Below are 17,757 nucleotides of genomic sequence, written 5' to 3'. Positions count from 1 at the left end.
TCGAACTGTTCGTTTGCGTACAATCGATTTGAATATGACCACCTTCATTCGTATACTTCATCGCATTGTCTAACAATATGACCATCATTTGATGAATTCTCTCTCTATCACCCATAAATGATATACCATGCTCTACTTTTAATATCATCTCTTTTTCTTGATAAGAAGCAATCTCCTTATATGGATCTACTATTTCTTCTAACAATGTATCCATTTCAAATGTTTTCTTATCCATCTCAATTTGATTAGAATCCGAACGTGCTAACAATAATAAATTAGCTACAAGCTTAGATAACCGTCTACACTCCTTTGAAATCGTAGAAATATCCATCGCTTTTTCTTCTATTGTCGCAGATGGTGACTGAAATAATATATCTGTTTTGGATTGAATAACCGCAAGCGGTGTCCTTAATTCATGCGATGCGTCCGAAACGAATTGTTGCTGCTTTTCCCATGAATTTTGAATGGGTACGAGTGCCTTGCCAGCTAAGAAAAAGCCGATTCCTATTGCAAATAGGCTTCCTACACTACAACCTATAACAAGAATTAAAAATAAAGTATTTAACATCTCTTCTTCAGCTGTTGTATCGCGTACAATTTGAACTATTTTCCCATCTTCTTTAAACGCAAAGGTTCTAAAATATCGTCCTTGCACTTCAATATCTTGCAAATCCCCTAACTTCTTTGGAAAAAACTGATCCAAATTCCCTTCAAAGCTAGAACGAAATTTATGGTTATCTCCCTCTATCTCTACTACTTTCCCATTCCAAGTTATTTTAGTTACCCGTGGATCTCCAATTTTAATGTTCTCCATACGTTTTCTTGGTAATATTTTAGCATCTAATTTTTTTCCAAACTGAGCCATCATTTTTATAGATTGATCCATTTCATTATAAATACGCTTATATGTGTACGAATAAATAATACTACCTAATACACCTATCAAAATGATAAATACTAATGAATTCAATATAGTCAATCGAATGCGCGTCTTCTGAAACATACTTCCCTTTTTCATTGTTCTTTTAATATATACCCAATACCTCGAACGGTTTGAATATCTTTCTGATAACCGAATGGCTCTAATTTTTTACGTAAATGATGGACATATACTTCTACAATTGCTACTGTCGTATCTGAATCAAATCCCCAAACACGATCAAAAATTTGTTCACGCATTAAAATTTTACCGCTATTTTGAACAAGGTACTCGAGAAGCTCATATTGTTTTAATGTTAGCTTAATACCTTGCCCATCTACTTGAACATCTTTATCTTTTCCGAACAGTTCAATCCCTTTATATCGAATGGTCTGCTTTGTTGTTAGACTACCGCTTCGTCGTAACAAAGCGCGAATTCTCGCCTTTAATTCTGGGGCCTGAAACGGCTTAACGATATAGTCATCCCCGCCAAAATCTAACCCTTTCACTCGATCCTCTAAAGAATCTCTCGCTGTCAAAAATAAGACAGGTGTTTCAATCTTTTCATCACGTATTTTTTGAATTACTTCAAAACCATCCATTTCTGGCATCATCACATCAAGCAAAATGGCATCATATATATTTTGTAACGCTAGAAATAATCCCTCTTCTCCATTCAATGCTGTATCTACTTCAAATTCATCGCGTAATATTTGGACAATAGACTCTAATAACGAAGCATTATCTTCTACTACGAGTAAGCGCATATTCTCACCTTCCACCATAGGGTTCAATTCTATTTACTTCATAACAAAAGAATGTAGTCACATTATGTAATTTCATTTTTAACTATTTCCTTCTGAAGTTTTGCTTTATATAAAGTTTTATTATAAAAGCTTTGTCTTAAATTTAGCTTAATAAAAAATTGAAAGAAATAAGATTCCTCTTATCTCTTTCAATTTTTTATTACATATACCTTTTTACTCGGCAACTCCAAACAATTTAGCTGACCACCATACACAGCTCCACCATCAATTCCAATAATACGATTACTACCAAAATATACTCCGCAATCCTCACTACCATGAAGCGTTTTTGTTTCCGTATGACCAAATACAACAACCTTTTCCCCGCTATATCCATTATGAAATTCATTACGGATCCACATTAACGTGTATGGTTCAGATTCAGAAACTCGTTTCATTGGCTCAACACCAGCATGTACAAATATATATTCTTCTGTTTCAATGTAATGATCTAATTCTTGAATAAACTTTACATGTTCATCTAATACACGAGATTGTAAAATCGGTTTTTGAAAATCTCCCTCATTAACCATAATATCTTCTTCTACAAAGCCATAGCTATATAAAGTCTTATCTCCACCATTCCTTTTTACCCAATGATTCCATGAACGTTCCTCATCAGTCGTTAACGCCTTAATCATCATATCTTCATGATTTCCTTTTAAAACAAAGGCACCTTCTTCTTTTAAATCTTTTACCTTTTCAATTACAGCACGCGCATTTTGACCACGATCTACATAATCACCTAATAAAATTAATTGATCCTGTCTTGCATCGTATTGAGCTTCTTCTAATAACTGTTCAAACTTTTCTATTTCTCCATGAATATCACTAATAACAAGAATTCTTTTCATATTATCCCCTTCTTTCTAAGGCACTCTCTTTCTAATTATAGTTCAAAACAACAAAGATTTCTGAACTCAACTTCATTACAAATAAAACGCTTATCCTTACAACAATGTAAGTCTCTTGTCATCCAATTCGATAGTTGCAAGTGTAATATTTCCTTATACTAAAAGTAAGAAATGAAACAAAGAACAAGGAGAGATGAGAAATGAAAAAAGTGATAGAAGTTGTAGTAGCAGTGGCAGAGGTTTTCGTAAATGGCAAACAAGTTGCAATGGAGTTAAACAAATAATGAAAAGGACAAAATTCACTCTAGACCCTTTACTCATATAAAAGAGATAAGACTTCTTCATTTTTTTGATCCCTTATCTCCTTGAAAAAAGCCGTATCCTTTTTCGGATACGGCTTTTTCTTATTTTTGACTCGTACGAGTTGAAATACTAATTGCTCTATCTGTTGCTTTTGCAGCTTCATCTAACGCTTCTTTACTATTCTTTCCGTCATACATTGCTTCTAGTGCTTTTACAACTGCATCTCGTGATTCTGGGAATACACTAATTAATGCTCCTTGAGTTGCTGGAGATTGCTTAGTCGCTTGTAATTGTTCCACCGTTACTTTTAACTGTGGATATTTTTCATATTGTTCTTTTACTAACGGTTCATTGTATGCATCTGGATTAATAGAGAAATAGCCTGTTGCAGTATGCCATTTTGCTTGTACATCTGGCTTCGTTAAATATTTCATGAAGTCCCAAGCACCTTGTTGTGTTTCTTCTGAAACCATATTCGTCATCCATAATGATGCTCCACCAATAACAACACCATTTTGTTTCGAATCCTCTGGATACGGAATATACGACACGCCTACATTAAACTTAGATGCATCAATTAAGTCGCGAACACCAGCTGAAGAATCTAAATACATAGCAACTTGTCCGGACTGGAACGCGGCACGAATATCATCCCAACTTGCTCCATACTTTCCAAGTGCACCAGCTTTATTCAATTCATCTAACATTCCAAATACTTTTTGTCCTTCTTTACCGTTAAATACCGCTTTCTTTGCAGCATCTTTACGACCATTTTCATTATCTACATATAAAGCGCCTTGTGTCGCTAACAATTCTTCAAAAAACCAACCATAATTCAGCATTGAGAATCCATATTGTTTTACATTTCCGCCCTCTTTAATCGTTAACTTTTTCGCTGCTTCTTGTAATTCCGCATACGTTTTCGGAGCCTTCTCTGGATCTAAGCCCGCCTTTGCAAAAGCATCTTTATTATAAATTAATACTGGTGTAGATGAATTAAATGGCATAGAATACATTTTTCCATCAACTGAATAATAATTTGTAATTGCTTTTTCCAATTTTGAAGTATCATACTTATCTTTTTTTATCCAACTATCAATTGGTGTAACCTTTTTGCTATCAATCATATATTTTGTTGTAATTTCACTCGACTGAACAAGAGCTGGCGCTTCTTTAGTAGCAGACATCGTTCTAAATTTCGTTAAAGACTCTTCATATGTCCCTTGGAACTCTGGCTTTATCTCGTATTTATTTTGTGACTTATTATAGTCTGCAACAAGCCCCTCTAATACACCTTGTGTTTTTCCACCCATCGCGTGCCAGAAACGAATTACAGTTTTATCACCATTTTTTTCAACTGGTGCTACCTTTGCCTGTGCTTCAGCTTTCCCCTCCGTTTTACTATTTGAACAAGCGGCACTAGATAATGCCATTGTTGCTGCCATTAATAGAACAGCACCTTTTTTAACTAAATTCATTTTACATTCACCTTCTCTTCGTTATTTAATTGCACCTTTTGTTAACCCTTGTTGTAATTGCTTTTGCCCTACAAATAGTAAAATCAATGTTGGAATTACAATAACCGTAACACCGGCCATTACACTTCCCCAATCAGTTGCAACTTCTTGAGACTGAAGCTGCTTTATACCAATTTGGACTGTTCTCACTTTTTCATCGGTGGTCACTAAGAGTGGCCATAAGTACATATTCCATGTGGTTAAAAAGCTATATACTCCAAGCGTAATAAAACTCGTTTTACAATATGGAATTACGACGCTAAATAAAAACTTTACATTTCCAATTCCTTCAATAAAAGCAGCTTCTTTCAGTTCATTCGGAAGCGTCATAAAATGTTGACGTAGTAAGAAAATACCGAAAGCTGTTGCAAAAAACGGCACTGTCATCCCCGCAAAACTATTGATCCAACCAAAGTTTTGAATCGTTAAAAAGTTAGGTACCATCGTCGCTTCCCACGGAATAAGCATCGTTGAAATAAACAGGAAGAAAATAAGATTTCTTCCTTTAAACTGAAGAAAGACGAAAGCATAAGCCGCTAAACTTGATACAATAAGTTGTCCAATCATAACGACTGTTGATACGATTAAACTGTTATATAGGTATGTAAAAAGCGGTACTTTTTGAAAAATATTAATAAAATTATCAAAAGTAAATTGAGTCGGAAATAACCTTCTCATTTGAATATCATCTGGTGTCATAAAGCTTATTAAAAATGCATAGAGTACAGGAAAAAACACCATTACTGCACTAATAATGAGCAGCATGTATAATAGAAAATTTTGTTTCCACTGTTTAGCGATCATTTATAATGCACCTTTCTCTCAGCAAACTTGAATTGAAGTAATGTAGCAATGAAAATGAAAATAAATAATACCATCGCTTGTGCACTTGCTGTTCCAAATTGATGATTCACAAATGCCTCTTTATAAATCGAATATACAATTAAATTCGTTGCATCATTTGGCCCGCCGTGCGTTAAAATATCAATTTGTCCAAAGCTTTGGAACGCACTAATTAGCGTTACTGTTACGATAAAGAATAAAGTAGGTGATAACATCGGTAATGTAACACGGCGAAGCTTATGTAAATAGCTAGCACCATCTATAGATGCACTCTCATATAAAGACGTATCAATATTTTGTAAACCACCTAATATAACTAAAAATGCAAATCCTGTATTCACCCAAACCGTTGTAACCGATACAGAGAACAATGCCCAATCTGGACTCGTTAACCATGCGATTGCAGGTAGATTCATAGAGGCTAATATATTATTAAATAACCCGACACTTGGATGAAACAAAAATAGCCAAATCACTGCACTAGCAGCTACTGATATTCCCATAGTGGAAGAAAATAATACACGGAATAACCCAATACCTCTTACTTTTCCATTTGCAATCAATGCAAGAAGTAAAGCGAGTATAATACTCGTAGGCACTGTATATACAACAAATAATAAAGTTGACTTTATGCTTTTGTAGAAAGCAGGATCAGAAAATAAGTATTGATAATTTTCTAAGCCAACAAAAAGATTAGCTTCTCCATGTATATCCGTTAAATAAAAGCTATAGTAAATCGTCCTAAATAATGGATAAAACAGAAAAATCGAAAACAGTAAAATAGATGGTGCCAAAAACAATAATCCTATTCTTAAATCTTTCGTTCTACTCCATAAATTCTTCTTTTTTGCCACTTTTACTTGGGCTGGTAACTTGCCTACTTCAATCATTATTTCGCCACCACTTTCAACTCTTCTTCAGCTACCACTTTTAACCGTTCATTCGTATTTTGATGAAAGAAGCATAACTTTTCTTGCGAGAATAATAATTTTACTTTGTCACCTTTGTTCAGGAGTAGCTGTCCAATGACTTTCGCACTCCAAGTTGTTCCATTTACCACGAAATTTAATATAGATTCATTCCCTAATACTTCTACAGATTGTAGCGTAACTTCTTGCCCTCCCTCAGACAGTTCAATATGTTCAGGTCGCATACCTATTCGAATTGTTCCTTCTGGTAGTTGCTTTAATCGTCCATTAGATAATGGAATTTGCAAATGTCCTATATGTAATACGCCTTTTTCTTTGTCCACTTCTCCATCATTTATATTCATCGAAGGAGACCCTATAAAGCTTGCAACAAATTCATTCGCTGGTTCATTATATATATCAAGCGGTGTTCCAACTTGCTGTATGCTTCCTTTATTTAAGACCATGATACGATCTCCCATAGTCATCGCTTCTATTTGATCGTGAGTAACATAAATCATTGTAATTCCTAGACGTTGCTGAATTTCTCTAATTTCAATCCTCATTTGCGCACGTAATTTCGCATCTAAATTTGAAAGTGGTTCATCCATTAAACAGATCGGCGCTTGACTAACGATCGCCCTAGCAAGTGCAACACGCTGTCTTTGTCCCCCTGATAACTGTCCTGGCTTCATTTTCACATACTCTTTCAGTCCTACCATTTCAATTGCTTCCATTAATCGCTTTTGTCGCTCTTCTTTTTGTACTTTTCTTACCTTAAGTCCGAATACAATGTTTTCTTCTACAGATAAGTGTGGATATAGTGCATAATTTTGAAATACCATTGATAGATTACGGTATTTCGGCTCTAAATCATTTGCAACATGTTCATTAATAATTAAATCTCCCGAAGAAATCTCTTCTAAACCAGCAATCATTCGTAATAGTGTACTTTTCCCACATCCTGAAGGTCCAACTAAAACAAAAAACTCGCCCTTTTTAATGTGAACCGATACACCTTTAACCGCTGTCTCTTCCGCATTTTTATACACCTTTGAAACATTGTTCAATTCAATCACAAGGTTGCACTCCTTTTTTCTTCTTGTATCCATACTTCATAATGACTCGTTGAAATCGCACTTGCTCCTGCACGAATAGCAATTTCCGCATCTTCTCGTGTTTGAATCAGTCCGCCTGCAATAATAGGAAATTCTATTTCCTCTGCTAACTGCTTAATAATGGAAGGCATAATACCAGGCATAATCTCTACCGCATTCGGTTTAGTCGTTTTACAATTCTCAATTGATTTTGTAAGAGATAAAGTATCAACAATAAAAATGCGTTGAATCGTTTTTAATCCAACTTTATTAGCATTCCGAATTGTCGAACCTTTTGTCGAAATAATACCTTGCGCCCCGATAACATCTTGAATATACAAAAGAGCTTCCTCTGTATTTGTATTTAAACCTTGTATAAAATCACAATGAAGAAATACATCATGTCCATGCTTCTGTAATTCATATACACGCTCTGGTAACTCCAGCATTGAACCAGTCATAAGAAAAACTGTTTTCGGTAATTTTTTGTATGTTTTGTACCCTTTCCAATCTTTTATCATTGCAATATAAGGCTCTTTAAACATTCGTTCCACCTAGCTTTTCTATTTTTATCCAAACTAAAAACACCTACTTACATAGAACACCTTTCTCCTTATTTGAACTCTAGGAAATAGAGCACACCTAAGAAAGTGGCACGTTATATGTAAGCGGGTGTTCTCAAATGTTCTCTACCCTAGTTATTCTGTTACCTTTACTATATTACGCATTTATTAAGTCAGTTTTGATAGATTGTTAATTAGGTGTTAATCGAATGTTAATATTCACCATATTTTTTTAACAATAATCTAAATATACGAATGAATCCCAGCAGCAAACAACTATTTTTAAAATTTAAGTGATATGCAAATTCATTCCATAGTTAATCAGTTTTAGTTTTCTCGCAACTGCTTGTGAAGCATAATTATCCCAAGAAGTACTATAAAGTGGAATGCGTTTTTCTTCTTGTATTGATATCGCCCAGGCTGTAACAACATCAGCACCATATCCATTCCCTTGAAACTCCGCTAAAGTTTCCACACTCGCCTCAGCAGCTACAGGCGTACTCCTAGCACTGCAACATATAGAAACTACCGTTTCATTTTTTACAATTGCAAAGTAAGGTTGCCTCCACTCCATCTGTTCTATTAGATTAGGAAAATTTTCTCGCAAAAGCTCTTTATTCTTCTCTGTTATCTGTATTGTTCTAGTTGGCTTATGTAAATTATTAGAGAACATGAAAGCAGGGCCCATCCAAATATTTTTTACTGTTCTTTCTTCATTTAATACATCAATGATCTTAGCTAATTCTATATGATTTGAAGGTTCTCGAATTAATTTCTCAATCTGACCTACCGTTTCATCATCCAGATCACAATGATATCTCGTTATACTACCTTCACGAGTTCCGCCAAGAAAAAAGCGTGGTGCTTTTGGATTTCCTTGTTCATTTACATATTTCATTTTTCCTACTTGATTATGAACAAATAAAACCTCTACCTGAGTTGCTATTAAATCAAGTTCTGAGAGCCTCATTTATATCCTCCTTAGTTACTCCATATACCATTCATAATCTATTTTTCATGCCCAAAATAAAAATCCCATTCAAATACACATTACTGAATCCATCATACGAAATGACTTCTTCATCCTGTCTATCTAAATGGGATTATTTCATACTTATTATTCCACCGGTTGTGGTTGTGGCTGTACGACTTCATTCGCTCCAGCTACCCTCAACATATTTGCAATATCTTTAAAACCTCTTTTTTCAGCATATTGCAGTGGCGTAATATTTTCCTTATTGGCCATATTTACATCTGCCCCGTGGTCAATAAGCATTTGAATTACTTTCTTATGGCTTTCACTACCATTTCCTAATACGATTGCTTCTACTAAAGCTGTTCCACCACGATCATTTCTATAATTCACATCAATATCCGTATGCTCTAATAACTCTTTTACGACCTCTACGTGGCCACGTTCAGATGCAGAAATGAGTGCTGTTCCACCCGATTTAGTAATTTCTTTCGTATTAACCCCTGCATTAATTAATAGCTTTACAATGTCTGTATAACCTTCTCTACTGGCATAAAGAAATGGATTACTTTGTTTCTCATCTTTACTTTCAATATTAGCCCCCGCACCAATTAATGCTTTAACTGTCTCTACATGATTTTGATACGTTGCTGCAAGGATAGGCGTTTCTCCGTTGTCACCTTCTACGTTTATATTGGCTCCATCTTGAATCAGCTTCATAGCTGTTTCTGTGTCTCCAAGCGTCGCAGAAAGTAGCAACTGTTTGTCCATTAAATTTATACTTTTTTCTTCTTTAGGTTCTTCCTGTTCTTTATGCTTTTCTTTTTTCTTTTCGTTTTTCACATGAACCGGTTTCGATTCTGGCTCCTCTTGCTTATCGCAAGCCACTACCGTCATTAAAAGTCCTAATAACATACATAATAAAATTTTTTGTTTTCTCACAACTACAGCTCCTATGAAAGATAATGTTTTCTTAACCATTCCTCCATCACATACAATAACTCTTCTTGAGTACATTTATCCATAAGCCCTTTATATTCCTTCTTTAATCGGATTATCCAAACTTATACCTAAGTTTCTCAACCTATATTAGCGCAGCAATTAGTTTAGCACGATTTTACCGCATTTGTATACATTTCTACAAAGTACATACATGATTGCTTTAGGTTACTATATTCCATTGTAACCGTTCTTCTAAAAATTTTACACCTTTTCTATATTTGCACTTGAGTAATACTAAAAAAAGACAACTATATAGTTGTCTTTTTTTAGTATTAATGATGCCCACCGTGATTTCCCGTTTTCGGTTTCCCCATCATCTCTTTATTCATTTCCCATTTATGCTCTGCTAGCTCTTTATATGAAAGAACTTTCCCTTTATAGTTAGACACAAAATTCTCTGCATCCTTTTTATTTTCAAATGAAATGACATTATAAGCCATCGGTGTCGTTATTGTTTTATCATATACGTAAGTCGCATCTTCTAATGGAATCCATTCTTTCGAATCATAATCGCGAACAAATTTTTCTTTCGTCTTTTCACCTGGATTAATCTCCATCCATTTATACATACAACCGATATCATCAAACTTTAACGCTTTTCCATTTTCTAAAATAACTTCTGTTGCAAATTGATTATCCATTACCCCAATTTGGCAAATATCACATTTATCATGTTTCTCATCAATTGCCACAGCCTCTACTTGTTTCTTACCACATCCTACTATTGTAAAGACAAAAAATAAGCATATAACAAACATCACATACTTTGTTCTCATTTCATTTCCTCCCTAACCGTATCTTCCACTAGGAGAATATCAAAAACTTGTGTGAGATTTGTGAAAAAACAATGTTCTTTTTGTAATATATGGAACAAAAAAGATGTGTAGTCATATCTACACATCTCTCATCATTCACAACCTGTAATTAATAAATCATCTTCTAACTTAACTAATAATGTATCTGTATTAATTTGCTGTCCAACAACTACATTTACTAACCTTATATTTCCACTGATACCGATCGCAACTTTTTCAAGTTCACCGTTATTTTTTCGGATCATCATTAATTTTTCCCACTCATATACGTAAGAAGATTCTTTAACAAAAATCTCTTCTACTTTTCCTTCATAAGAACTATAAATCTCTTCCATTCTCGTTTTCATATAAAATCTACTCCCTATTTCACACTTCAATATTTTCATCTTATTCTACCATTCTTACGGAGAGCAGCTTACTTTTTAAAAATTCAAATTAACTCCCGTGAACAAAATGACCAAAATAAAAATTATGCTTCTAATGATGTTATTTTTCAAATTATTTACCATTTGAATGATTGATTTTATGATAAACAAAAAACATTTTTTCTGAATTTTCATTACATTTTGAAAGCGCAATCATTTTGGAGGGGGAGATTACATGTTAGCACTACTTGGATTTGCGATGGTATTTGTCTTTATGTTTTTAATTATGACGAAACGTATGTCGGCACTAGTAGCATTAATATTAATTCCAATTACTTTCGCATTAATTGGCGGTTTTTATGCAAATATGGGACCTATGATGTTAGAAGGGATTCAAAAACTAGCGCCTACTGGTATTATGCTTATGTTTGCTATTTTGTATTTTGGAATTATGATTGATAGTGGTTTATTCGATCCTGTCATTAGTAGGATTTTAAAATTTGTAAAAGGAGATCCTTTAAAAATTGTTGTTGGTACAGCAATTCTTACTATTATCGTTTCATTAGATGGGGATGGAACAACAACGTATATGATTACTGTTTCTGCAATGTACCCACTATATAAACGCCTTGGAATGAATCCACTTATATTAGCTGGGGTTGTTATGTTAGGGGCAGGAGTAACAAATCTTACACCGTGGGGCGGACCGACAGCTCGGGTTATGAGTGCTCTTGGACTAGACGCATCAGAACTCTTTACACCACTTATACCAGGAATGATCGCTGGTGCAATTTGGGTCGTTTTCGTTGCTTACTATCTTGGCAAAAAAGAAAGAAAACGTTTAGGCATTATGGATGTACAATATTTAAAACAAATGCAAACGATGGATGAGCAAGCTGCCACAGTAGAAGCTGCCGTTCATAAACGCCCTAAGCTTCTATGGATTAACTTTTTATTAACTGTTACCTTACTTGTTTTCCTTATACTAGAAGTTATGCCGTTACCTGTTTTATTTACAATTGCTTTCGCGATTGCTGTTATGCTTAACTATCCGAACTTAGAACAACAGAAAGAACGTATTGCTTCTCACGCAGGAAACGTATTAGCGGTTGTTTCTCTCGTATTTGCCGCTGGAATTTTCACTGGTATTTTATCAGGAACAAAAATGGTAGATGCAATGGCTCAAAGTGTAGTCACTCTTATACCAGACGCTCTTGGACCACAACTACCAATTATTACAGCTCTTCTTAGTATGCCGTTCACATTTTTCATGTCTAATGATGCATTTTACTTCGGCGTATTACCTATTTTAACGAAAGCTGCCGCTGCTTACGGAATTAGTGCAGCCGAAATGGGACGTGCTTCTTTACTTGGTCAACCTGTTCACTTATTAAGCCCTCTTGTCGCATCCACTTATTTATTAGTCGGAATGGCCAAAGTTGATTTTGGTGAACATCAACGCTTCACTTTATTGTGGGCAGTTGGAACAACAATGGTGATGTTGATTACTGGAATTGTAATTGGGATTATTCCAATATAAGATAAAAAAGAGTAGAGGACATATATCCTCTACTCTTTTTCTATTATGAAGAAACAAGAAAATACCGTCTCTCCGGTCTCCCTACACTCCCATATGTAAGCTCCGCATAAACTCTCTTTCCAGATATTAAATACTCTAAATAACGCCTCGCTGTTGACCTGCTTACTCCTACCATTGTACTTAACACTTCTGCTGTAATTCCTTCTTCATTCACTATTAACATATGCTTTTTTATTTTTGCTAAAGTTAAAGGATCGATCCCTTTCGGCGCATATTCTATTTCAGTTCCTTTTACGCCTCTTTGAGACCATAAATGTTCTATTTGTTCTGTAGATAATTGATTATTTTTCTTCAACTGCACAATCTTTTTTTGATAACTTTCCAAACTGGCCTTAAATCGATCAAACATAAGTGGCTTTACGATATAATCTGTTACTCCGCCTCGTAAAGCGTGCCTCACTACATCTGTTTCCGATGCAGCTGTAATCATAATAATATCTGTATCATGTAAATTATGCCTAATATATGTGACAAGTTCCGTTCCTTGCATATCAGGTAAATACACATCTAATAAAACGAGCTGCGGCTTCACAAGATCTAGCCATTCTTTCGCTTGTTCTCCAGTCGTTGCTGTTCCAATTACTTTAAAGCCCCCAACCTTTTCAGTAAAACGACGATGAATGTCCGCAATTCGAATATCATCTTCTACAATCAATACTTCAATCTCCTCACCCATTACAATTCGCCTCTCTCTTTTGGTAATGCGATAATAAATAATGCACCACCTAAATCCCCTTTTTCGATTGCAATACTTCCATTTAAATCTTCTACTAGCTCTTTCACTTTTGCTAATCCATAACCTCGCTTCCCGCCTTCTTTCGTCGAGAAGCCTTTATAGAATATACTAGTAATGACTTCATCATGGATCCCCTGTCCTGAATCTTCCACTTCAATTACTATTTCTTCTCCAATATCAGTTACAAACATTCTTACCTTCTTATCATTCTCTTCATTTCTCTCAATTGCTTCAAATGCATTCGTAATTAAATTTCCTAAAATAGAAACGACATAATTACTCTCAATGTGCGGACTTAATTTATCTAAGCTACTTTCTCGATCTAGCATGAAATCAATCTTTAACTCTCGCGCTCTATTATAGAATCCAATTAAAATCCCACCTAACCACGGATTTTGAATGCGCTTCATAATAAATTGAACAAAATCTTGATATACCGCTGTTTCCTTATGAATAAGCTCTAAAGCATCCTCATATGATTCTAACTGAATAAGACCTGAAAGCGTATACAACAAATTGTTATATTCATGTGTTTGCGCTCGTAATGCCTCTGTATATTGCTTCGTCTGAGATAATTCTGCTGTTAATTGATCCATTTCAGATTTCAAACGTAAGCTCGATACAACGCCAGTTACTTTATTCTTTACTTTAATAGGTAGACGGTTCGCAATCACAGCCTGCCCTTTTATATTTAATTGACGATCAAACTGTTCTTCACCAGTTTGAAATACATCTAGTATTGTTGAATTAGGAATTACATTTAAAATAAATTCTCCAATAATATTTCGTTGTTTATCTAGCGAAAGAATATCATAAGCCGCTTGGTTGACTAAACTAATCATGCCATTTTGATCAATAACAATAATCCCTTCACGTACAGATTGAATCACTGTACTATGCTCTTCGTATAAAGATGAAATTTCTTCTGGCTCCATCCCAAACATCATTCTTTTTATACTTCCCGCTAAATATATAGAGCCAATTATTCCAATTAAAAGACCGATTATTGTAATCCAAAATACGCGCTTTCCATACACTTCTACGGCTCCATGAATATCATCCATTGAAAATCCAACAGACACCACGCCAATAATTTCATTTTCCTGATTACGGATTGGAACTTTTCCACGTAATGAAGGGCCTAATGATCCAGTTGCTCTCGAAACATACGATTTCCCTTCTAATAGAACCCCTTCGTTATCTCCACCAACCATTTCTTCTCCTATTTTATCTCGCTTAGGATGTGCATATCGAATCCCCTCTTTGTTTCCAACTACAATAAAATCAGCATCTGTATCAATTCGAATTTTTTCTGCAATTGGCTGAATAATAGAAGCTGGATTTTCTTTTTGAAAAGCTTCCGTTATTTCAGGTATAGCAGCAACTGTTTTCGCAACATGCAAAGCCCGTTTACCAATTTGCTCTTCTACCGTTTCAGACAATATGTAATAAAATAAATAACTTGTTAGTAGAAGTACGACTAGAATAAGTGTACTAATTGTTAATGTAATTCTCGGTTGCAGTTTTAACTTTTTAAATTTCAAAACCATTCCCCTAACATAATTAAAGATGGAATTTAAAGAATTTACAGTCTTTTATAATTACACCTAATCATAACACGATTACTCTATATTTCTTTATTTTTATCTTCATAAAAAAAGAAACGAAGTACAATTAATACCTCGTTTCTTAACATTTTTTATTACACTTTAAATTTTCCAATCATCTCTTGTAATTCTTCTGCCATTTGCGATAAATGAACTGCTGCTGCATTGATTTCATCTACTGAAGCTAATTGTTCTTCTGAAGAACCAGCAATATTTTGAACGCTTGCTGCATTTTCTTCAATCGTAGCTGCAATTTCATTAATAGATGCACTAACTTGTTTTGCATCTACTGTCATTTGTTTCGCTACTTCTACCATACTATCAATTTGTACAACTGTATCATCTGTAGACTTCAATATTTCAGCAAAGCTTTGCTTCGTTTCATTTGCAACTACAAGTCCTGATTGTACTTCTGTTCCAACTTGCTTCATAGAGCTTACTGTCTCTTTTATGTCAAATTGTATCTCTTTTACTAGTTTTCCAATTTCCGTAGAAGACTGTCCTGATTGTTCTGCTAACTTTCGCACTTCATCTGCTACAATTGCAAATCCTCTTCCTTGCTCTCCAGCTCTCGCAGCCTCAATTGCAGCATTTAATGCTAGTAAATTTGTCTGCTCTGCAATATGTTGAATCACCTCAAGAATCGCTCCAATTTGTTTCGATTTATCATCTAACAACACAATAACTTTATCTGATTGTGAAACAGACTCATGGATTAATTGCATTTGATTCACAGTTTGTGCAACTAACTTCCCACCATCTTCAGCCTTTTTCTTCGTATACATAGATGCTGTGGATACTAATGAAGAACTATCTGCAACACGCTGAATTCCTTCTGTAACTTCTTCTAATAACGTTGCGCCTTCTTCAACTTCTTTCGTTTGTATTTCCGCTCCACTCGACACTTGCTCTATCGCTTGTGTAATTTGTTCCGTCGCTTCACTCGTCTGCTTCATACTAGCTGTTAATTCTTCTGAAGATGCCGCTACATGACTTGCTGAAGTATTTATGTTGGAAATAACCTTCTGTAATGATGCTGCCATCTCGTTAAAACTTTCTCCTAGCTGTCCAATTTCATCCCTAGAATGAACTGTAATGGATTCTGTTAAATCGCCTTCACTAATTTTTTTCGATGATATAACAAGTTGTTTTAACGGATTAATAATAGAAGCAATGATGAAGTAAATTAAAATCCCACCAATTATTAATGAAATGCCAATAACAGTTATCGTTTTATAGAAAATAGGTTCAGCTGCTTCAATAATTTCTTTTGAAGGCATAATTCCTGCTATTTTCCATCCAGTTATTTTATTTGTTTTAAAAGTGATATGGCGCTCTTCACCATCTAATGTGAAATTAAAATCACCTATTTCTTGTTTATACAACTTTTTTTCAAGCTTCTCTTCTACCTTATCCCCTGGCTTCATCGTTGGATGCGCTACTACATTTTTATCTTGATCAAAAATTGCTACATATCCACTTTTACCGATATTGACCATCTTCGAAGTGTTTACGATATCATTAATAATTAAATCAATACCGAGAACACCGCTCTTATCATCATTTTGTTTTGCTATTGTAATAACAATATTTCCTGTCGTTTTTGATTTATATGGAGCTGTAATAATTACTTCTCCACTTTTTTTCGCTGCCTCTTTATACCAATCTCTTTCTGTAGGATTATATCCTTCTGGCATTTGAATAGACGGTGATTGAATAAACTGCCCATTGCTGGTTCCAGTATAGATGGCTTCCAGTTCTGGATGTAACTTATTATATTCTTCTAGTTTATTTTGGATATTTTGTATTTGATCCGCTTGGTAACTCGATTGTGTAAATAACTTCGTAAAATAAACTGCATCTACTTTTTTACTATCCAATTCTTTATTAATTACATTATCCAAAATTTTTATATTGTCTTTCGCCGATTGTGAAATCGTTTCATTAAAATTTGTCTTCGCTTGTTGATAAGACGTCCAACCAATTACAATACTTGGAAGAATTAAAATGATAACAAATGATACAAGTAACTTTGCTTTTAAGCTACTACTCCTTAATTTTCCTTGAAACATGTTTCTACCCCTCCATATCGTTTTAAATGTAATTGCCTTACATTTAATTTCTTTATATAAATCTTACAATTAAAATGTATCAATGTGACTCTCTATATCTTTCTCTATTGAAGAGTTGATACATACCTTTTTCATTCTATATAATTTATATAATTAAAACAATATATAAAAATGTATATTATTCTAAATATTATAATTCACAGAAGAACCTCTAGTATCTCACTTACTAGAGGTTCCTCACTTTGCTATTCTTTATCTTTTGCTACTTCTTTTTTCTCATCTTCTACTACAGATACAACAGGTTTATCGTTTGATAATTGTTGTACTGCTCCTTTTCCAGCAAATCCTTCTAATAACTCTTTTAAGTCAATGCCAGAAGAAGCTTTTAATGTTTCTTGCATCGTTGCCATTAAATCAGTCGCATAACCTGCAACTTTTCCGGCGCCGCTATTTTTACCACCGCCGCCTGTATCGACAACTGTAATTTTATCAATGTTGCTAAGTGGGCTTGCAACTTCCTTCGCATAACTTGGAAGCATGTTAAGAACCATATCCATAATTGCCGCTTGGCCATATAACTCAAATGCCTCTGCAATTTTTTGTTTCGCTTCTGCTTCTGCTAAACCTTTTAACCTAATAACATCTGCTTCCGCTGTACCTTGTGCTTTTTGTACTTCTGCTTTTGCTTGACCTTGCGCTTTTTCGATTTCCGCTTTCGCTAAACCTTCTACACGTACTTCTTCTGCACGAGCTCTCGCTTCAGCTTCAATCTTATAT

General features: G+C 34.6%; 17 protein-coding genes and 1 pseudogene. 1 reads left to right on the top strand and 17 read right to left on the bottom strand.

Annotated elements, in window-relative coordinates:
• The 12 genes from MR113_RS23915 to MR113_RS23860 form a co-directional block, all read right to left on the bottom strand.
• Positions 1 to 1,018: sensor histidine kinase (locus MR113_RS23915; RefSeq protein ID WP_242257111.1), on the bottom strand; the 1,018-nt coding region annotated here is incomplete at its 3' end.
• Positions 1,015 to 1,686 (bottom strand): response regulator transcription factor, encoded by a 672-nt coding sequence (locus MR113_RS23910; RefSeq protein WP_242257110.1) that lies wholly within the window; start codon positions 1,684 to 1,686, stop codon positions 1,015 to 1,017. The genes MR113_RS23910 and MR113_RS23915, both read right to left, overlap by 4 nt.
• A 188-nt stretch (positions 1,687 to 1,874) precedes the next feature.
• Positions 1,875 to 2,579, bottom strand: a complete 705-nt coding sequence (locus tag MR113_RS23905) for a metallophosphoesterase family protein (protein ID WP_242257109.1) — start codon at positions 2,577 to 2,579, stop codon at positions 1,875 to 1,877.
• A gap of 404 nt (positions 2,580 to 2,983) precedes the next feature.
• The gene (locus MR113_RS23900) at positions 2,984 to 4,360 is read right to left on the bottom strand and encodes an ABC transporter substrate-binding protein (protein ID WP_242257108.1); all 1,377 of its coding nucleotides are present in this window, start codon (positions 4,358 to 4,360) and stop codon (positions 2,984 to 2,986) included.
• 21 nt (positions 4,361 to 4,381) lie between these two features.
• Positions 4,382 to 5,203 carry a carbohydrate ABC transporter permease gene (locus MR113_RS23895; RefSeq protein WP_242257107.1) on the bottom strand — a complete coding sequence of 274 codons (822 nt, stop codon included), beginning with the start codon at positions 5,201 to 5,203 and terminating at the stop codon, positions 4,382 to 4,384.
• A complete protein-coding gene (locus MR113_RS23890) occupies positions 5,200 to 6,132 on the bottom strand; it encodes a carbohydrate ABC transporter permease (RefSeq protein WP_242257106.1) in 933 nt (310 codons plus the stop codon). The genes MR113_RS23895 and MR113_RS23890 overlap by 4 nt, the downstream gene beginning before the upstream one ends.
• Positions 6,132 to 7,229, bottom strand: a complete 1,098-nt coding sequence (locus MR113_RS23885) for an ABC transporter ATP-binding protein (RefSeq protein WP_242257105.1) — start codon at positions 7,227 to 7,229, stop codon at positions 6,132 to 6,134. Before MR113_RS23885 ends, MR113_RS23890 begins: the two co-directional genes overlap by 1 nt.
• Positions 7,226 to 7,792, bottom strand: a complete 567-nt coding sequence (locus MR113_RS23880) for a glycerol-3-phosphate responsive antiterminator (protein WP_242257104.1) — start codon at positions 7,790 to 7,792, stop codon at positions 7,226 to 7,228. Before MR113_RS23880 ends, MR113_RS23885 begins: the two co-directional genes overlap by 4 nt.
• Positions 7,793 to 8,099: 307 nt before the next feature.
• Entirely contained in the window at positions 8,100 to 8,780 is a 681-nt protein-coding gene (locus MR113_RS23875; protein ID WP_242257103.1) for a GNAT family N-acetyltransferase, read from the bottom strand.
• A 147-nt stretch (positions 8,781 to 8,927) separates the two neighbouring features.
• On the bottom strand, positions 8,928 to 9,800 hold the full coding sequence (locus MR113_RS23870) for an ankyrin repeat domain-containing protein (RefSeq protein WP_242257102.1): 873 nt from the start codon (positions 9,798 to 9,800) through the stop codon (positions 8,928 to 8,930).
• A 257-nt stretch (positions 9,801 to 10,057) separates the two neighbouring features.
• A complete protein-coding gene (locus MR113_RS23865; RefSeq protein WP_242257101.1) occupies positions 10,058 to 10,561 on the bottom strand; it encodes a nitrous oxide reductase accessory protein NosL in 504 nt (167 codons plus the stop codon).
• A 131-nt stretch (positions 10,562 to 10,692) separates the two neighbouring features.
• Positions 10,693 to 10,947 (bottom strand): hypothetical protein, encoded by a 255-nt coding sequence (locus MR113_RS23860; protein ID WP_000857649.1) that lies wholly within the window; start codon positions 10,945 to 10,947, stop codon positions 10,693 to 10,695.
• 253 nt (positions 10,948 to 11,200) lie between these two features.
• Here MR113_RS23860 and MR113_RS23855 point away from each other — a divergent pair, with 253 nt between their 5' ends.
• A complete protein-coding gene (locus tag MR113_RS23855; protein WP_061677004.1) occupies positions 11,201 to 12,505 on the top strand; it encodes a CitMHS family transporter in 1,305 nt (434 codons plus the stop codon).
• A 43-nt stretch (positions 12,506 to 12,548) separates the two neighbouring features.
• Here MR113_RS23855 and MR113_RS23850 read toward each other — a convergent pair whose 3' ends face one another.
• The 5 genes and pseudogenes from MR113_RS23850 to MR113_RS23835 form a co-directional block, all read right to left on the bottom strand.
• Positions 12,549 to 13,241 carry a response regulator gene (locus tag MR113_RS23850; protein WP_061677005.1) on the bottom strand — a complete coding sequence of 231 codons (693 nt, stop codon included), beginning with the start codon at positions 13,239 to 13,241 and terminating at the stop codon, positions 12,549 to 12,551.
• Positions 13,241 to 14,851: an ATP-binding protein gene (locus MR113_RS23845; RefSeq protein WP_081110163.1), complete on the bottom strand. Its 1,611-nt coding sequence runs from the start codon at positions 14,849 to 14,851 to the stop codon at positions 13,241 to 13,243. Before MR113_RS23845 ends, MR113_RS23850 begins: the two co-directional genes overlap by 1 nt.
• A 152-nt stretch (positions 14,852 to 15,003) precedes the next feature.
• Entirely contained in the window at positions 15,004 to 15,864 is an 861-nt protein-coding gene (locus tag MR113_RS28625; protein WP_396022501.1) for a methyl-accepting chemotaxis protein, read from the bottom strand.
• Positions 15,865 to 15,945: 81 nt separating this feature from the next.
• Positions 15,946 to 16,980, bottom strand: a pseudogene (locus MR113_RS28620) (HAMP domain-containing protein); the annotation flags it as partial.
• Between the two features lie 245 nt (positions 16,981 to 17,225).
• A partial coding sequence (locus tag MR113_RS23835) for a flotillin domain-containing protein (protein ID WP_277929778.1) occupies positions 17,226 to 17,757 on the bottom strand: 532 nt, incomplete at its 5' end.

It is taken from the genome of Bacillus cereus group sp. BfR-BA-01379 (assembly GCF_022663605.1).
GTDB classification, from domain to species: domain Bacteria; phylum Bacillota; class Bacilli; order Bacillales; family Bacillaceae_G; genus Bacillus_A; species Bacillus_A mobilis.
The sequence above is the reverse complement of the archived record's forward strand: the minus strand, read 5'-3'. Positions and strand labels throughout refer to the sequence as shown.

Bases quoted from the DNA above. Each gene is read 5' to 3' on its own strand.
- MR113_RS23895 (WP_242257107.1), bottom strand. From the start codon at position 5,203: ATGATCGCTAAACAGTGGAAACAAAATTTTCTATTATACATGCTGCTC.
- MR113_RS23900 (WP_242257108.1), bottom strand. From the start codon at position 4,360: ATGAATTTAGTTAAAAAAGGTGCTGTTCTATTAATGGCAGCAACAATG.
- MR113_RS23860 (WP_000857649.1), bottom strand. From the start codon at position 10,947: ATGAAAACGAGAATGGAAGAGATTTATAGTTCTTATGAAGGAAAAGTA.
- MR113_RS23865 (WP_242257101.1), bottom strand. From the start codon at position 10,561: ATGAGAACAAAGTATGTGATGTTTGTTATATGCTTATTTTTTGTCTTT.
- MR113_RS23850 (WP_061677005.1), bottom strand. From the start codon at position 13,241: ATGGGTGAGGAGATTGAAGTATTGATTGTAGAAGATGATATTCGAATT.
- MR113_RS23875 (WP_242257103.1), bottom strand. From the start codon at position 8,780: ATGAGGCTCTCAGAACTTGATTTAATAGCAACTCAGGTAGAGGTTTTA.
- MR113_RS23855 (WP_061677004.1), top strand. From the start codon at position 11,201: ATGTTAGCACTACTTGGATTTGCGATGGTATTTGTCTTTATGTTTTTA.
- MR113_RS23910 (WP_242257110.1), bottom strand. From the start codon at position 1,686: ATGCGCTTACTCGTAGTAGAAGATAATGCTTCGTTATTAGAGTCTATT.
- MR113_RS23905 (WP_242257109.1), bottom strand. From the start codon at position 2,579: ATGAAAAGAATTCTTGTTATTAGTGATATTCATGGAGAAATAGAAAAG.
- MR113_RS23890 (WP_242257106.1), bottom strand. From the start codon at position 6,132: ATGATTGAAGTAGGCAAGTTACCAGCCCAAGTAAAAGTGGCAAAAAAG.
- MR113_RS23870 (WP_242257102.1), bottom strand. From the start codon at position 9,800: ATGTACTCAAGAAGAGTTATTGTATGTGATGGAGGAATGGTTAAGAAA.
- MR113_RS28625 (WP_396022501.1), bottom strand. From the start codon at position 15,864: ATGAAGCAGACGAGTGAAGCGACGGAACAAATTACACAAGCGATAGAG.
- MR113_RS23880 (WP_242257104.1), bottom strand. From the start codon at position 7,792: ATGTTTAAAGAGCCTTATATTGCAATGATAAAAGATTGGAAAGGGTAC.
- MR113_RS23845 (WP_081110163.1), bottom strand. From the start codon at position 14,851: ATGGTTTTGAAATTTAAAAAGTTAAAACTGCAACCGAGAATTACATTA.